General features: G+C 66.2%; 14 protein-coding genes. 5 read left to right on the forward strand and 9 right to left on the reverse strand.

Features of this window, described 5'->3' with window-relative positions:
- Window positions 1–10: 10 nt before the first annotated feature.
- A complete protein-coding gene (locus AC07PE_RS02735) occupies window positions 11–1,486 on the forward strand; it encodes an argininosuccinate lyase (RefSeq protein ID WP_498762951.1) in 1,476 nt (491 codons plus the stop codon).
- Between the two features lie 8 nt (window positions 1,487–1,494).
- On the opposite strand, the gene AC07PE_RS02740 is transcribed toward AC07PE_RS02735, so the two are convergent.
- The 7 genes from AC07PE_RS02740 to AC07PE_RS02770 all read right to left on the reverse strand — a co-directional run bounded on the left by AC07PE_RS02740 (window position 1,495) and on the right by AC07PE_RS02770 (window position 8,390).
- A complete protein-coding gene (locus tag AC07PE_RS02740) occupies window positions 1,495–1,968 on the reverse strand; it encodes a GNAT family N-acetyltransferase (RefSeq protein ID WP_498761346.1) in 474 nt (157 codons plus the stop codon).
- Between the two features lie 106 nt (window positions 1,969–2,074).
- Window positions 2,075–3,382 (reverse strand): MFS transporter, encoded by a 1,308-nt coding sequence (locus tag AC07PE_RS02745; protein WP_498762953.1) that lies wholly within the window; start codon window positions 3,380–3,382, stop codon window positions 2,075–2,077.
- A complete protein-coding gene (locus AC07PE_RS02750) occupies window positions 3,382–3,954 on the reverse strand; it encodes a TetR/AcrR family transcriptional regulator (protein ID WP_498761347.1) in 573 nt (190 codons plus the stop codon). The genes AC07PE_RS02745 and AC07PE_RS02750 overlap by 1 nt, the downstream gene beginning before the upstream one ends.
- Window positions 3,955–4,053: 99 nt before the next feature.
- Window positions 4,054–5,403, reverse strand: a complete 1,350-nt coding sequence (locus tag AC07PE_RS02755) for an ATP-binding protein (RefSeq protein ID WP_498761349.1) — start codon at window positions 5,401–5,403, stop codon at window positions 4,054–4,056.
- Entirely contained in the window at window positions 5,400–6,062 is a 663-nt protein-coding gene (locus tag AC07PE_RS02760) for a response regulator (protein ID WP_498761351.1), read from the reverse strand. The genes AC07PE_RS02755 and AC07PE_RS02760 overlap by 4 nt, the downstream gene beginning before the upstream one ends.
- 117 nt (window positions 6,063–6,179) lie before the next feature.
- Window positions 6,180–7,712, reverse strand: a complete 1,533-nt coding sequence (locus tag AC07PE_RS02765) for a Do family serine endopeptidase (RefSeq protein WP_498761353.1) — start codon at window positions 7,710–7,712, stop codon at window positions 6,180–6,182.
- Window positions 7,713–7,919: 207 nt separating this feature from the next.
- A complete protein-coding gene (locus tag AC07PE_RS02770) occupies window positions 7,920–8,390 on the reverse strand; it encodes an Hsp20 family protein (RefSeq protein WP_498761355.1) in 471 nt (156 codons plus the stop codon).
- Between the two features lie 233 nt (window positions 8,391–8,623).
- Here AC07PE_RS02770 and AC07PE_RS02775 point away from each other — a divergent pair, with 233 nt between their 5' ends.
- A complete protein-coding gene (locus tag AC07PE_RS02775; protein ID WP_498761357.1) occupies window positions 8,624–10,549 on the forward strand; it encodes a M61 family metallopeptidase in 1,926 nt (641 codons plus the stop codon).
- 89 nt (window positions 10,550–10,638) lie between these two features.
- Window positions 10,639–11,415, forward strand: a complete 777-nt coding sequence (locus AC07PE_RS02780) for a UCP032817 domain-containing protein (RefSeq protein WP_498761359.1) — start codon at window positions 10,639–10,641, stop codon at window positions 11,413–11,415.
- A 4-nt stretch (window positions 11,416–11,419) separates the two neighbouring features.
- Here the strand turns inward: AC07PE_RS02780 and AC07PE_RS02785 are convergent, their stop codons facing one another.
- Together AC07PE_RS02785 and AC07PE_RS02790 are read right to left on the reverse strand one after the other, a co-directional pair.
- The gene (locus tag AC07PE_RS02785) at window positions 11,420–12,070 is read right to left on the reverse strand and encodes a CatA-like O-acetyltransferase (protein ID WP_498761361.1); all 651 of its coding nucleotides are present in this window, start codon (window positions 12,068–12,070) and stop codon (window positions 11,420–11,422) included.
- On the reverse strand, window positions 12,063–12,818 hold the full coding sequence (locus tag AC07PE_RS02790) for an alpha/beta hydrolase family protein (RefSeq protein ID WP_498761363.1): 756 nt from the start codon (window positions 12,816–12,818) through the stop codon (window positions 12,063–12,065). Before AC07PE_RS02790 ends, AC07PE_RS02785 begins: the two co-directional genes overlap by 8 nt.
- 87 nt (window positions 12,819–12,905) lie before the next feature.
- On the opposite strand from AC07PE_RS02790, the gene AC07PE_RS02795 reads away from it, so the two are divergent.
- Window positions 12,906–13,637 (forward strand): aspartate/glutamate racemase family protein, encoded by a 732-nt coding sequence (locus AC07PE_RS02795; protein ID WP_498761365.1) that lies wholly within the window; start codon window positions 12,906–12,908, stop codon window positions 13,635–13,637.
- Window positions 13,638–13,764: 127 nt separating this feature from the next.
- On the forward strand, window positions 13,765–14,337 hold the full coding sequence (locus tag AC07PE_RS02800; protein WP_498761367.1) for a DUF308 domain-containing protein: 573 nt from the start codon (window positions 13,765–13,767) through the stop codon (window positions 14,335–14,337).
- Window positions 14,338–14,347: the final 10 nt, after the last annotated feature.

Below are 14,347 nucleotides of genomic sequence, written 5' to 3' on the forward strand. Positions count from 1 at the left end.
GCTTGCCAATATGGCGCAGGCGCAGGCGCAGCAGCAGAACGAGCGCGACGAGTTCTATTGGCTCGGCGAGATCAACAAGGCCTCGGCGGTCATCAATTCGCAGGAAGGCCTGCTGGATAAATCGAAGGTGGCGGGCATTGCCGCCGGCCTGAACGAGGTGATCGAAGCCGGCAAGCAGCCGGGCGCCAAGCGGCCGTCGACCGTGATCAGCTTCGAGCCGCTGATGATCAAGGCCGCGGGCCCGGACGTGACCCTGCTGCACGCCGGCCGCTCGAGCCAGGACATGCATGCGACCTACCGCGCCGCGATCATGCGCGACAACATGCTGAAACTGGCGGAGCAGTTGTACCGGACCGCCGGCACGATCGTTCAGCTGGCCGGGCAGCATGAAAAGACCGTCGTCCCCAACTACACCAACGGCGTCGCGGCGCAGCCGAACAGCTACGGCCATTACCTGCTCGGCTATGCCGCCGGCCTCGATCGCGACGCCCAGCGCATCCGCGAGGCTTATGCCCGCATCGACCAGTCGCCGATGGGCACCACGGTACTAAATGGCAGCAGCTGGCCCCTGAACCGCGGCAGGATGGCGGATTACCTGGGCTTCGCAGGCATCGTCGACAACGCCTACGATGCGCACCAGATCGCGGCCGCCGATTATCCGGTGGAGGTGGGTTCCATCGTCACCGGCATCGCCCTGCATGCCGGCAGCTTCATCGAGGACGTGATGGCGCAATACGGCCAGGCCAGGCCCTGGATCCTGCTGCGCGAAGGCGGCGGCAACACCTATGTGTCGAGCGCGATGCCGCAGAAGCGCAATCCGGGCCTGCTCAATTCGACCCGCCGCGAGGCATCGATGGCGATCACGCTGGCCATGGCGCCGGTCCTGGAAGCGCACAACATCCCGCCGGGCATGAGCGACGCCAAGGAGGTGAAGCCGAACGCGGAGATGGTGGACAGCGCGGTCAAGGTCCTGGCCAACTGGGACAGGATCCTGAAGTCGCTCGTCATCGACAAGGACCGCGCGCTGGAAGAGCTGAACAGCGATTGGACCGCATCGCAGGAACTCGCCGATCTGCTGATGCGCAATTACAAGCTGCCCTTCCGCGAGGGCCACCATTTTGCGTCGGAGATCGTCGATTACGCCAAGGCGCACAACTTCCGGCCCAGCGATTTTCCGTATGCTCAGGCGCGCCGCATCTACAAGGAGGCGACCAGGGATTACGCGAGCGGCGAACTGCCGATGAGCGAAAAGGAATTCCGTGCGGCGCTGGATCCGGTTGCCATCGTCAGCCACCGCGCTACCGCCGGTGGGCCTCAGCCCGCCGAAATGGCGCGCATGCGCAAGGAGGCGCAGCAAAGGCTGGCGCAGCAGGATGCATGGATCAAGGAAAAGCGCAGCCGGATCGACGCTTCCCTGGCCAGGCTGGACAGCGACTTCGACAAGCTCCTGCCGCAGGAGCGCAAGGCGGCTCCGCAAGCAAAATAACAGCCGCCTCAGGCCGCCATGGTCTCCACGCGCCGCATTCCGATCGCCTCATACAGCGCGATCGCGGCCTGGTTGCCCGCCTCCACCTTCAGGTCCACCGCATGCGCACCCTGGCGCTCGAAGACGCGGCAGACGTGCCCCATGAGCGCCGTGCCCAGGCCCTGGCGGCGGAATGCCGGCGCCACCGCCAGGTCCTTGACGAAGCCGGAGTTCCAGGCGATGGCGGCGGCCGCCAGCGTGCCGGCCGGCGTCTCGGCCAGGAACACCAGGCGCACGTCGAATTCCGGATCGGAAGACAGGATCTGCCACCACTCGTCGCAGGGTCCGAGGATGGCGCCGCGCATCGCATAGCTCTCCTGCAGCAGCGCATGCAGGGCCGGCACGTCGGCGCGCGAACGGAAGGTCCGCAGCACGTAAGGCTGGATGGAAGTGGTGTCGGCGAGGGGATGGGCGAGTTCGCGCCGGTAGCGGTGGATGGTCATGGCTGTACTGGTTCGGTTCAGGGAAAGGCGCGATTCTACGGCCGCTTTTCCCTGGGCGGACACCGCTGCCGGCCTTTCCCCCACCCGTGGTGTGACGCCGATGCCATCAGGGTTGCAGGGCGCCCGAGGCCACTGCCGCGGCGCCAGTCGCGCGGCGCCGCGCCATCAATACCAGCAACGCGGCGACTGCGCAGGCTGCGGCCGCGGCGTAGACCGCCGGATCGTAGCTCAAGGTCAGCGTACGGATCCGCCCTGCTCCATAGGCCGCCACCGCCGCGCCCAGCTGATGGCCGGCGAAGATCCAGCCGAACACCATCGGCGCGCGCTCCTTGCCGAAGGCTTGTCCGGCCAGGCGCACCGTCGGCGGCACGGTCGCGATCCAGTCCAGGCCATAGAACACGGCGAACATCGACAGGCCGTACAGGGTGAAGTCGGCGGACGGCAGCCAGGCCAGCGACAGCCCGCGCAGCGCGTAGTACCAGCACAGCAGGTAGCGGCTGTCGTAGCGGTCGGACAGCCAGCCGGACAGGATGGTGCCGATCAGGTCGAAGGCGCCCATCATCGCCAGCACCGAGGCCGCCGGCACCGGGCCCAGGCCGGCGTCGCCGCACAGGGAGATGAAGTGGCTCTGGATCAGGCCATTGGTGCTCAGGCCGCAGATGAAGAAGCTGGCGAACAGTACCCAGAACACGCGGTCGCCGCGCGCCTTGGCGAGGACGGCGAACGGGGTCCAGGCCGAAACCGGGGCGCGCGCCGGCAGCGTGACCGGAGCCGGCGAAGGCGCGGCGCCGAAGGGAGCGAGTCCCAGCTCCTGCGGATGGTCGCGCACCAGCAGCAGCGCCAGTATGCCGACCAGCAGGCAGCTGGCCATGACCGGCAGCAGGGCCATGCGCCAGCCGGCGTGTTCGATCAGCCAGGTGCCGACCGGCAGGAAGATCAGCTGGCCCGTCGCCGAACTCGCGGTCAGCAATCCCATCACCAGGCCGCGGCGCTGTTCGAACCAGCGGTTGGCAACCACCGCGTTGAGCACCAGCGCCGTCATGCCGGAGCCCATGCCCAGCACCACGCCGAGCAGCAGCACCAGCTGCCAGAAGGCCTGAACGTGGCGTACGGCCGCGAGGCCGGTGGCGATCAGCGCCAGCGCGGTCGCCATCACGCGGCGCAGACCGAAGCGCTCGATCAGGATCGCGGCAAAGGGACCGAGGAGACCGAACAGGGCGAAGCGCACCGCCAGCGCGGTCGAGATCTGGTCGACGCTCCAGCCGAATTCGCGGCTCAAGGGCTGCAGCAGCGCACCGGGCAGGCCCAGCGCCGCCGACGAGGACAAGGCGGTGCAGAAGGTGACCGCAACCACGACCCAGCCGTAGTGCAGGCCGCGCGCCGCCATCCATCTGGCAAGACGATGTGAGAGCATCATGGGCTCCCGAGCAGGCTGGCGGCGGCTGAATCGAGCAGCTGGCGCGACAGCGCTTCATCGTCGACCATGCGCGACAGGACCAGGGCGCCGACCATGGTCGAGAATGCGGCCAGCGCATCCGGTGCGCCGGGATGGGGTGGCGAAGCCCCGGCCGCCTGTTGGAGGATCGCCAGGTGTTCCTTGACACCCGCGCCGAAGCTGGCGCGCAAGGCCTCGCTGTGGCGGCCGGTATCCGAGCCGAGGGCGGCGAAGGCGCAGCCCTCGCCGATGCGGTCGCGGTGGGACGGCGTCAGGTAGCGCGCGACCAAGGCCTCGAAGGGATCGGCGGGATTGGCGTCCGCGGTCTGGCGCCAGCGCTCGGCGCCGGCGGCGAGCGTGCACTCGCAGGCCTCGACCACCAGGTCTTCCTTCGACGCGAACTGTTTATAGAAGCCGCCCCGGGTCAGGCCGACGGCTTGCATCAGCTCGTTCAGCCCGACGCCGTCGAAACCGTGTTCCTTGAACAGCCGCCCCGCGGCCTCCACCACCTTGCGCCGGTTTTCCTCGGCTTGTTCACGACTGACCCGCATGACGACCTCCGCCCTGTCTGATTTAGATGTCGATCGACATCTATTCAGGCGATTATATGTCGGTCGACATCCAAATGCAAACGGGCCGGTTTTTCGGATTCAGGCAGGGAAGCGCACGGTGGCTGCCAGGCCGCCAAGGCGCTCGGATGCGCCCAGCTCCAGCACGGCGCCATGGCGCTCGGCGATCGACTTGATGATGGCCAGGCCCAGGCCGCTGCCGGCGGCCTCGCTGCCGGGCACGCGGTAGAAGCGGTCGAACACGCGCTCGCGTTCTTCCGCCGGGATGCCGGGACCGCTGTCCTCGACCGTGACGCTCATGCCGCCCTGGTCCGCCAGCACCGAGACGTCGACCGTGCCGCCGGTCGGGGTGTACTTGATCGCGTTGTCGATCAGGTTGCGCAACAGGATCATCAGCGCTTCCGGCTGGCCTTCGACCTCGCCGCCGTCGGCGCGCTGCAGGCCGAGGTCGATATGCTTGTTCTGCGCGACCCCGATCAGGTCGGCCACCGCGCGCTTGGCCAGGTCGGCCAGCACCACCGGCTGGCGCGGCGCGGCGCTGGCTTCCTGGCGCGCCAGCACCAGCAGCTGCTCGACCAGGCGGGTGGCGCGCTCGATGCCGGCCGACAGGCGGGAGATCGCCAGCTTGCGCGCGTCAAGACTGTCGGCACGCTGCTCGGAACGCTCCAGGCTCTGCACCTGCAGCTTGAGCGCGGCCAGCGGCGTGCGCAGCTCGTGGGCGGCATCGGCGACGAAGTTCTGCTGGGTGTCGAAGGCCGTGCGCACGCGCCCGAACAGCAGATTCAGTTCCTGCACCAGCGGGCGCACCTCGTCCGGCAGGCCGGCGTCCGACACCGGCGACAGATCGTCCGCCTGGCGCGAGGCCAGCTGCTTGCGCACGCGTGCGACCGGCTCCAGCGAACCGCTGATCACCCACCACACGACCAGCATCAGGATCGGCATCATCACCGCGATCGGCCCCAGCGTGCGCAAGGCCAGGTTGCTGGCCATGCTCTTGCGCACGGCCAGGTCCTGGGCCACCTGCACGGTCTGGGCGCTGGTCTGGATCGAGAAGATGCGATACGTCGTGCCGTTGGCGCGCACGTTGGAAAAGCCGAGCACCGCGCGCTGCGGCAGGCGCGCATGCGAAGCGCTGCGGAACACCTGCACGCCGTCCGGCGACCACACCTGCACCACCAGGTCGTCGCTGCCGCTCAGCGGCGTGTCGACGTTGCCGGCTTCCTCGCTGTTGGCCAGCGGGACGCGCGAGCGCAGCGACAGCGCCATCTGCTGCATGTGGTAGTCGAAGATCTGGTCGGCGTCGGCGAGCGCCGTGCGGTAGGCGATCGAGGCCTGGGCCACGGCGGCGATGGTGATGGCGGCCATCAGGTACCACAGCAGGCGGCCGCGCAAGGAGTGAGTAAGCCGGGATCTCGCCTTCTTGGGACTCATACCTTCGGCACCATGTAGCCGACGCCGCGCACGTTTTGAATCAGGTCGCTGCCCAGCTTCTTGCGCAGCCCGTGGATGTAGACTTCCACCGCATTGCTGCTGACTTCATCGCGCCAGCTGTACAGCTTTTCTTCGAGCTGGGCCCGCGAAAGCACCGCGCCCGGGCGGGCCACCAGCGCTTCCAGCACCGCCCATTCGCGCGCCGACAGCACGACCGGCTGGCCGTCGACCAGGGTCTCGCGGGTGGCGGGATTGATGGAGATGTTCTTGTATTCGAAGATGGGTTCGGCGCGCCCGGCGGAACGCCGCAGCAGCGCACGGATGCGCGCCAGAAGTTCGTCGAGGTCGTAGGGTTTGAGGACGTAGTCGTCGGCGCCGGCATCGAGCCCGGCGATGCGCTGGGCCACGGAATCGCGTGCGGTGGCGACCAGTACCGGGGTGCGGTCCTTGCGGGCCCGCATCGAGCGGAGGACTTCGAGGCCGTCCTTGCGCGGCAGGCCCAGGTCGAGCAGGACCAGGTCGTAGTTCTGGTTCTGCATCAGGGCCGTGTCGGCCATCTCGCCGTCCTTGACCCAATCGACGGCGTAGTGCTCGGCCCTCAGCAGGTCGAGCACCACTTCGCCGATCATCGTATCGTCTTCCACCAGCAACAGCCGCATCAAATCCCCCGATTCTCAGAAAACCATGCGGATAGAAGAATCTTTCGAGCTTTTAGTGTACTAAGGGGAGCTTAAACTCCCCTTAAACATACCCTTAGGCCATCCTTAACCCGCTTCTCAGCCAATCCGCACGGGAATAAAGATTTTGTCATCTCCGCGCTGGATCAGCAAGGCAACCGACTTGCTCGACTTGCCGACCATCTCGCGCACCTGCTCGACCGAGGTCACCGGCTTGCCGTTCACCGACAACAGCACGTCGCCCGGCTGCACGCCGGCCACCTGGGCCGGACCGCCCGCATCCTCGACCAGCAGGCCGGACATGATGCCGGACTGGCGGCGTTCCAGCGGGTCCAGCGCGCGCAGGGCCAGACCCAGCTTGGCGCCCTTGTCGGCGCTGGCCAGGTTGTCGCGATCGCCCGGCTCCGGCTTGTCGTTGGCGTTCGCCAGCGTCGCGTTCAGCTGGACGGCGCGGCCATCGCGCCAGACGTCGAGCTGCACCTTGTCACCCGGCTTGGCCACCGACACGATGGCGCTCAGGTCGCCGCCGGAGATGATGGGCTGGCCGTTGACCTTGCGGATCACGTCGCCCGACTTGAGACCGGCCTTGTCGGCCGAACTGCCGCGCTCGACGTTCCTGACCAGCGCGCCGTCCGGCGAGTCCAGCTTGAACGAATCCGCGAAGTCCTGGCCGACATCCTGCAGTCCGATGCCCAGCTTGGCGTGCTGCACCTTGCCGGTGCTGACGATCTGGTCCTTGATGCGCACCGCGACGTCGATCGGGATCGCGAACGACAGGCCCTGGTAGCCGCCGGTCTGGCTGTAGATCTGCGAGTTGATGCCGACCACCTCGCCGCGCGTGTTGAACAGCGGGCCGCCCGAGTTGCCGGGGTTAACGGCGACGTCGGTCTGGATGAACTGCACGCCGTTGGTGTCGATGTTGCGGCCTTTCGCGCTCACCACGCCGGCCGTCACGCTGCTTTCCAGGCCATAGGGCGAGCCGATCGCCAGCACCCATTCGCCCACCTGCAGGTTGCGAGTGTTACCGATCGGGACCACCGGCAGATTCTTGGCGTCGATCTTCAGCACGGCGACGTCGGTCTTCGGATCCGAACCCAGGACCTTGGCGCGGTATTCGCGGCGGTCCTGCAGCTTGACCGTGACTTCGTCGGCATCGCGCACCACGTGCGCGTTCGTCAGGATGACGCCGTCCGGGCTCACGATGAAGCCCGATCCAGCGCCGAAAACGAGTTCCCGGCCGCCTCCGTTGCCGCGCGGCTGCTGGGGCTGCTGCGGCTGGAAGCGCCGGAAGAATTCATAGAAAGGATCGTCCTCGTCGAACTGCGGCATCTGGCGCTGCGCCACCTTGTGGCTGCCGACGACCCGCACGTTCACCACGGCCGGGCCGTTGTGCGAGACGATCTTGGTAAAGTCGGGCAGGCTTGTGCCGACCGGATTGCCCGCCACCGGGGCCGGGGCAGCTGCCACCGGGGCCGGGGCCTGCGCCGCCAGCGCGGCAGCTTCGGCGGCAGCGGTGGCGTTATTGTGATTGACTGCGACCGCGCCAACCGCTCCGCCAATGACACCGGCCGCGCACAGGGCCAGGGTGAGACGCTTTGCGGTGATGGCGGTGACTGCACCTTCGTTAGCCATACGTACTCCTAGATTGGGAAAGTGGTTTTTAATGACTGCTTTTTTGATGTAGCTAGTTTCTCGCAAGACCCTTAAATCACTCTTAAGGACGAGCTTATTGATGCTTACAGCGGACTTAAGTAGGGTGGGCACCCCCGTGCCCACGGACGTAAAAAAAGGCGCCTCGGCGCCTTTTTATCGTGGGCTTGGAGAGCCCACCCTACCCGATTATGCAGCTTGCTGTTGCGGCTGCTCCAGCACTTGCACATTGTCGGTGTTGCCGTTCGCATCGGCGATCGCGATCTTGCGCGGCTTCAGGGCCTCGGGCACTTCGCGCACCAGTTCGATGGTGAGGATGCCGTTGTCGAAGCCTGCGCTGACGACCTTCACGTGGTTGGCCAGCTGGAAGCGCTGCTCGAAATCGCGCTGGGCGATACCACGGTGCAGGTAGTGACGCTGGACCTCGTCCTTCTGCTTGCGGCCGGTCACGTGCAGGGTGTCACGTTCGGCGACGATCTCGATTTCGCTGCGGCTGAAGCCGGCGAGCGCCATCACGATACGGTATTTGTCTTCGCTGACCAGTTCGACGTTGTACGGAGGGTAGCTCGGCGCGGTTTCGGCGCGCTGCTCGAGCATATTCACCAGGCGGTCGAAGCCGATGGCGGAACGATACAGGGGAGTCAGGTCAAAAGTACGCATGATGAAATATCCTTTTCAAAGTTAAGCGATAAGTTGACGGACCTCATCGTGAGCATCCGTTGGGACCAATCTAATGCCCGCCTCATTCGTTTTCAAGGCATACGAAATATCGTTTTTAATCTCGTTTTGCAAATTTTATTTGCATCCATGCGGCTGAGCATTTTCAATTCACAGCGGGTGCTACACTCGCCGTTTGTTGCATTTTTGATTCACCATCGACCGCTTCCTCAGCCATGACCGCACACCATTCGCATCGTCGTTTCAAGACCCTGGCCACCCGTTCCGCCACTGCCGTCGCACTGGCGCTCACGCTCGCCTTCCCGGCCCGTGCCGACGTCCCTGCGCCTGTCCAACCAAGCTATCCCGGCACCATCGTCCTGAACGTCGACGCGACCAATCTGACGCAGCAGATCTTCCAGATGCGCATGAGCATTCCGGTCAAGCCGGGCCCGCTGACCCTGCTGTATCCGCAGTGGCTGCCGGCCAATCACGGCCCGAACGGCCCGATCACCCAGCTGGCCGGCCTGAAGTTCACGGCCAACGGCAAGCCGGTCGAATGGACCCGCGACCCGGTGCAGGTGTTCGCCTTCCACGTGAACGTGCCCGAAGGCGCGACCGTGCTCGAAGCCGAGTACCAGTACCTGTCGCCGCTGGACAGCTCGCAGGGCCGCATCACCATGACCGACGAGATCCTCGGCGTGCAATGGGTGTCGGTGGCGCTGTACCCGGCCGGCTACGTCGCGCGCGGCATCAACGTGCAGCCGAACCTGAAGCTGCCGGCAGGCTGGCAGTACGCCACCGCGCTGGAAACCAATGACCGCCAGGGCGATGAAGTCCACTTCAAGACCCACGACCTCGAGACCCTGATGGACTCGCCGCTGTTCGCCGGCCACTACTACAAGCAGTTCGACCTCGACCCGGGCGCCAAGGTGCCGGTGCGCCTGAACGTCTTCGCCGACTCGCCGGAAAGCCTGGAAGCGAAACCGGAGCAGATCGAAGCCCACCGCAAGCTGGTCAAGCAAGCGTATAAACTGTTTGGCTCGCACCACTACAACCACTACGACTTCCTGTTCGCGCTGTCCGACGAATTCGGGGGCATCGGCCGCGAGCACCACCAGTCGAGCGAGAACGGCGTCAAGCCGGGCTACTTTACCGAGTGGGCCAAGGGCGAGTCGGGCCGCGATCTGCTGCCGCACGAGTACACCCACTCGTGGGACGGCAAGTTCCGCCGCCCGGCCGGCCAGAACGTCCCCAACTTCAATACCCCGCTGCAGAACGAGCTGCTGTGGGTCTACGAAGGCCAGACCCAGTACTGGGGCAGCGTGCTGGGCGCGCGCTCGACCCTGGTGTCGATGGCGGGTGCGCGCGATGCGCTGGCCGCCACCGCCGCGCGCTACGACAGCATCGCCGGCCGCAGCTGGCGCGCGATGCAGGACACGGTCAACGACCCGATCCTGAATGCCCGCCGTCCGCTCGGCTGGGCCAACTGGCAGCGCAGCGAAGACTACTATTCGGAAGGCCAGCTGATCTGGCTGGACGTCGACACCCTGATCCGCGAAAAATCGGGCGACAAGAAATCGCTGGACGATTTCGCCAAGGCGTTCTATGGCATCAACGACGGCAGCTTCCTGCCGGCCTTCTACACCTTCGAGGACGTGGTCGCGACGCTCAACAAGATCGTACCCTACGACTGGGCCAGCTTCCTGCGCGCCCGCGTCGACGGCCACGGCCCGGGCGCACCGCTGGACGGCCTGGCGCGCGCCGGCTGGAAGCTGGTCTACACCGACACCCCGACCGACTACATCAAGGGCGCCGACGACCGCAACAAGGTCGCGGACCTGAGCTATTCGGTGGGCTTCACCGTGAGCGCGGAAGGCAATGTGCGCAACGTGATCTGGGACGGTCCGGGCTTCCGCGCCGGCCTGGCCGCCAACACCAGCATCGTCGCCGTCAACAACCGCGCCTTCAAGCCGGAGCTGCTGAAGAAGGCGATCAAGGAGGCCAAGGACTCATCGGCGCCGATCCAGCTGCTGGTCAAAAAGGGCAATGTGCTGCGCACCATCCCGCTCGACTACCACGGCGGCCTGCGCTATCCGCGCCTGGAACGCATCCCGGGCACCAAGGATCGCCTGGAGAATATCTACTCCGCATTGAAGTGACACCTGGCGCTGATCCATGTCATCGAACTGTCATATGGAAACCGTAAGCTGACGCTGCCGACAAAACCATAACAAGACAGGAGGCATCAATGAACTGGATCAGCAGGAGCATCAAGGAAATGCTCGCCCGCCGCTTCATGCGGGCGTCAACGTACTGCACTGCGCTCGAAGGCCTGCCGGAAGGCCTGGAGCGCAGCTGGCGGGACAGCGCACCGCAAGAATACCCAGGCATCCGCACGGATGCCTTTTTTTTCGTCCGCGCGGCCGACGGCCTGCTGCGCTTCTTCGACACGGTCTCGCACAGCGAAGCGCCCTGCGCCCTTCCCTCGGAAGCGGCGGACTCGGTCTGGCACGCCTGGCTGCGGCATGACCCGATCGGCCTGGAACGCTACTGCCGCAGGCACTTCGGACGCACGATCCCGCACGTTGAGCGCGCCGGCCTGGGCTCGGGCGCGCTGGGCAACACCCTGTTGAAAGGCCGCAGGCTGGAAGGGATTACCCCGTTGGGTCCGCGCCTGCCGCAGCTGTTCGGGCTGGACGCGCGGCTGCGCATGCCGGGCGGGCATGGCTACTGGAATCGCGGCGACGAGATCGTCTACGCCAGGTTGAACAAGCGTGGCCTGTGCCTGCAGCGGGCCCAGGCCCATCCCGAACTGCTCACCTCAGCCCTGCTCGCGGCCGGCCTGGTCGATGCCGACATGGTGCTGGCCCACATGCAGCTGCGGCAGGCCGCGCTGGCAAACAGCGGCAGCAGCTGCGGTTCCTCCGCGGACGGGGGCTTCGCCTTTGCCGGCGACGGCGGGGGCGACGGCGGCAGCAGCTGCGGCAGTTCCTGCGGCGGCGGCTGCGGCGGAGGCGGCGACTAGATCGTCAGCTCGCCATGATTGCCGACAGCTCGGCGGCGATCTGCTGCGCCAGCAGGTGGATGTGGTAGCCGTCGACGAAGCCGTGGTGAGCCTGCACCGAGAACGGCAGCTGCAGGCCGCCATCTGGGCGATCGCGGAATTTGCCCCAGGCCAGGGACGGGATGTCCGGCGTGGCCAGCGAGGCCATCGGATGCTGGATCGAGGTGAAGTCCAGCCATGGCATGCAGGTGACGAAGACCTGGTCCTTGGCGTCGCGCGGCGACATCCGCAGGTAATGCTCGTTCAGCGCCAGCATGTTCCCCGCTGCCTCGCGGGCTGCCAGGCCCCTGGCGACGAACTCGCGCACGTCGTCGGACCAGTCGAACTGGGCGAAATTCAGGTCGAAGTGCTGGTTGACCACCGTGAAGGACGGCTGCAGGCGCTCGATGCGGATCACCTCTCCTTCATGCACGCGGTAGCGGAAGTTCTCGACCTGCAGGGTGGCGCGCAGCACGCTGCACAGCAGCACGTGGAAAGGCGCCAAGCCCTGCTCCTTGCACCAGGGCCGGAAATCCGGCAGGTCCAGGCGGAAGCACAGGTTGACCGCCGGGCTTTGCATGCGGTCGAAGAAATCGAAGCGGTCGCGCCGGCGTTCAAAACTCGAATGATCAAACATAGCGGGCGCTCCATGCCGCGATCACGCCGGCCACGTAGGCTGCGTTCTGCCTGCCCGTCACCAGGTGGTCGATGCCGTCCAGCGACACGAAGCTTTTCGGGTGCTGGGCGATGCCGAAGATGCGGCCGGCGTTGTCGACGTCGACGGTGCCGTCCTGCGGCGCATGCATCACCATCAGCGCGCGGCCCAGATTGGCGATCCGCTCGTGCAGCTGGTGTTTGGCCGCGTCTTCGACGAAGTGCTGACGGATGTCGAAATCGCGGCCGGCCAGTTTTACGCGCGCCTCGCCCAGCTCCGCGATGGTGTCGAGGTGCTCGGACAGCAGCTTGTCGACCACGTAGTGCGGCTCGCTCGGCGAGGCGATCGTCACCACTGCGGTCGATTCCGGGATGCGGTGGGCCGCGGCCAGCACTGCGGTGCCGCCCAGGCTGTGGCCGATCAGCAGCTTGGGCGCCGCGAATTTATCGCGCAGGAAGTCGGCGGCGGCGACCAGGTCGTCCACGTTCGACGAAAAATTCGTGTCTGCGAACTCGCCCTGGCTGTCGCCAAGCCCGGCGAAATCGAAGCGCAGCACGGCGATGCCGAGATCGGCCAGGCCCTGCGAGATGCGGGTTGCGGCCAGCACGTCCTTGCTGCAGGTGAAGCAGTGGGCGAACAGGCCGTAGGCGCGCGGCGTGCCGTCCGGCGCGTCGAGCTTGGCCGAGATCGTGCCGTGCGGCCCCTGGAAATCCATGCGTTCAGTAATCATAAGCGCCACTTTGCACCGGATCGGCCGCCTGTGCAAGTTGGCGACGCGCGCTATACTCATGAGCCCATCCCTGACAGGAAATGCGCCATGTCCTCACACAGCGAATCGACCAGGAACCAGCAAGTCATCGGCCTGATCGGCGGCATGAGCTGGAAAAGCTCCGCCGAATACTACCGCCTGATCAACGAAGACGTGCGCACGCGGCTCGGCGGCCTGCACTCGGCGCGCTGCCTGATGTGGTCTTTCGACTTCGCCGACATCGAGGTCCTGCAGCGCCTCGATCGCTGGGATGAAGCCGCCGCCCTGATGGTCGACGCGGCGCAGCGCCTGGAGCGCGGCGGCGCCGATTTCCTCGTCATCGCCACCAACACCATGCACATCGCCGCGCCCCAGGTTCAGGCGGCGACCAGCCTGCCGCTGCTGCATATCGCCGACCCCACTGCCGAACGCATCAAGGCGGCCGGGCTGCGCCGGGTCGGCCTGCTCGGCACGGCCTTCACGATGGAACGGGATTTCTACAAGGGCCGCTTGAAGGACGAGCACGGCCTCGAGGTGCTGGTGCCGGAAGCGGAAGATCGGGCCACGGTCCACCGCATCATCTATACAGAGCTGGTGCAGGGGAAGATCGTGGACGCCTCGCGCCAGGCTTACCGCGAGGTGATCGCCGGCCTGGTCGCGCGCGGCGCCGAGGCCATCATCCTCGGCTGCACCGAAATCATGCTCCTCATAGGGCCGGAAGACAGCCCGGTGCCGCTGTACGACACCACCGGTTTGCATGCGGAAGCGGCGGTCGCGCGTTCGCTCGGCATCCCCGCTTGACAGCCAACCTACCAGTCGGTAGGATTGGAGCGCATTGTCTCTCAAGCTTCATCCTCGGCTTGCGCATTTTTTTACGCCAGATATCTACCAACTAGTAGATAGAATACTCGTCCACAAAGGAAACGACATGAACACCTCCTCCACCGCCATCGACCACGCCGCCCAGGAAGCCTGGCTGAAGCGCTACTACTTTACCCGCGCGGCATTCTCGATCGTCTGGGTGCTTGCGGCCCTGGGGCCGGGACGACAGTCGCCAAGCCTGGCGGCGATTCTGCTGGTCGGCTACCCGGTCTGGGACGCGCTGGCCAACCTGGCCGACGGCAGCCGCAGCGGCGGCCTTGCGAAGAACCGCAGCCAGGCTTTCAACGTCGTCGTCAGCCTGGCGGTCGCCGCCGCGGTGGCCTTCGCGCTGCCGGACATGCACCGGGTGCTGGCCGTGTTCGGCGCCTGGGCCATCCTCTCCGGCCTGCTGCAGCTGGGCGCGGCGCTGGGCCGCTGGAAAAGCGTGGGCGCGCAATGGGCGATGGTCCTGAGCGGCGCGCAGTCGGCACTGGCGGGCGCCTTCTTCATCTACCAGGCCGGTACGCCCATGATGCCCTCGATCGCCACCGTCATCGGCTATGCCGGCTTCGGCGCCTTCTACTTCCTGGTGTCGGCCCTGTGGCTGAGCGCGGCGGCGTGGCGCGGCAAGAATGCGTAGAATGCCATCC

Source organism: Telluria sp. GW821-FHT07G12, assembly GCF_059418525.1.

What these genes read in the sequence shown, in the direction of transcription:
- AC07PE_RS02790 (WP_498761363.1), bottom strand. Translation starts at nt 12,818, where the DNA reads ATGATTACTGAACGCATGGATTTCCAGGGGCCGCACGGCACGATCTCG.
- AC07PE_RS02785 (WP_498761361.1), bottom strand. Translation starts at nt 12,070, where the DNA reads ATGTTTGATCATTCGAGTTTTGAACGCCGGCGCGACCGCTTCGATTTC.
- AC07PE_RS02765 (WP_498761353.1), bottom strand. Translation starts at nt 7,712, where the DNA reads ATGGCTAACGAAGGTGCAGTCACCGCCATCACCGCAAAGCGTCTCACC.
- AC07PE_RS02755 (WP_498761349.1), bottom strand. Translation starts at nt 5,403, where the DNA reads ATGAGTCCCAAGAAGGCGAGATCCCGGCTTACTCACTCCTTGCGCGGC.
- AC07PE_RS02745 (WP_498762953.1), bottom strand. Translation starts at nt 3,382, where the DNA reads ATGCTCTCACATCGTCTTGCCAGATGGATGGCGGCGCGCGGCCTGCAC.
- AC07PE_RS02780 (WP_498761359.1), top strand. Translation starts at nt 10,639, where the DNA reads ATGAACTGGATCAGCAGGAGCATCAAGGAAATGCTCGCCCGCCGCTTC.
- AC07PE_RS02800 (WP_498761367.1), top strand. Translation starts at nt 13,765, where the DNA reads ATGAACACCTCCTCCACCGCCATCGACCACGCCGCCCAGGAAGCCTGG.
- AC07PE_RS02760 (WP_498761351.1), bottom strand. Translation starts at nt 6,062, where the DNA reads ATGCGGCTGTTGCTGGTGGAAGACGATACGATGATCGGCGAAGTGGTG.
- AC07PE_RS02775 (WP_498761357.1), top strand. Translation starts at nt 8,624, where the DNA reads ATGACCGCACACCATTCGCATCGTCGTTTCAAGACCCTGGCCACCCGT.
- AC07PE_RS02795 (WP_498761365.1), top strand. Translation starts at nt 12,906, where the DNA reads ATGTCCTCACACAGCGAATCGACCAGGAACCAGCAAGTCATCGGCCTG.
- AC07PE_RS02750 (WP_498761347.1), bottom strand. Translation starts at nt 3,954, where the DNA reads ATGCGGGTCAGTCGTGAACAAGCCGAGGAAAACCGGCGCAAGGTGGTG.
- AC07PE_RS02740 (WP_498761346.1), bottom strand. Translation starts at nt 1,968, where the DNA reads ATGACCATCCACCGCTACCGGCGCGAACTCGCCCATCCCCTCGCCGAC.
- AC07PE_RS02770 (WP_498761355.1), bottom strand. Translation starts at nt 8,390, where the DNA reads ATGCGTACTTTTGACCTGACTCCCCTGTATCGTTCCGCCATCGGCTTC.
- AC07PE_RS02735 (WP_498762951.1), top strand. Translation starts at nt 11, where the DNA reads ATGGCGCAGGCGCAGGCGCAGCAGCAGAACGAGCGCGACGAGTTCTAT.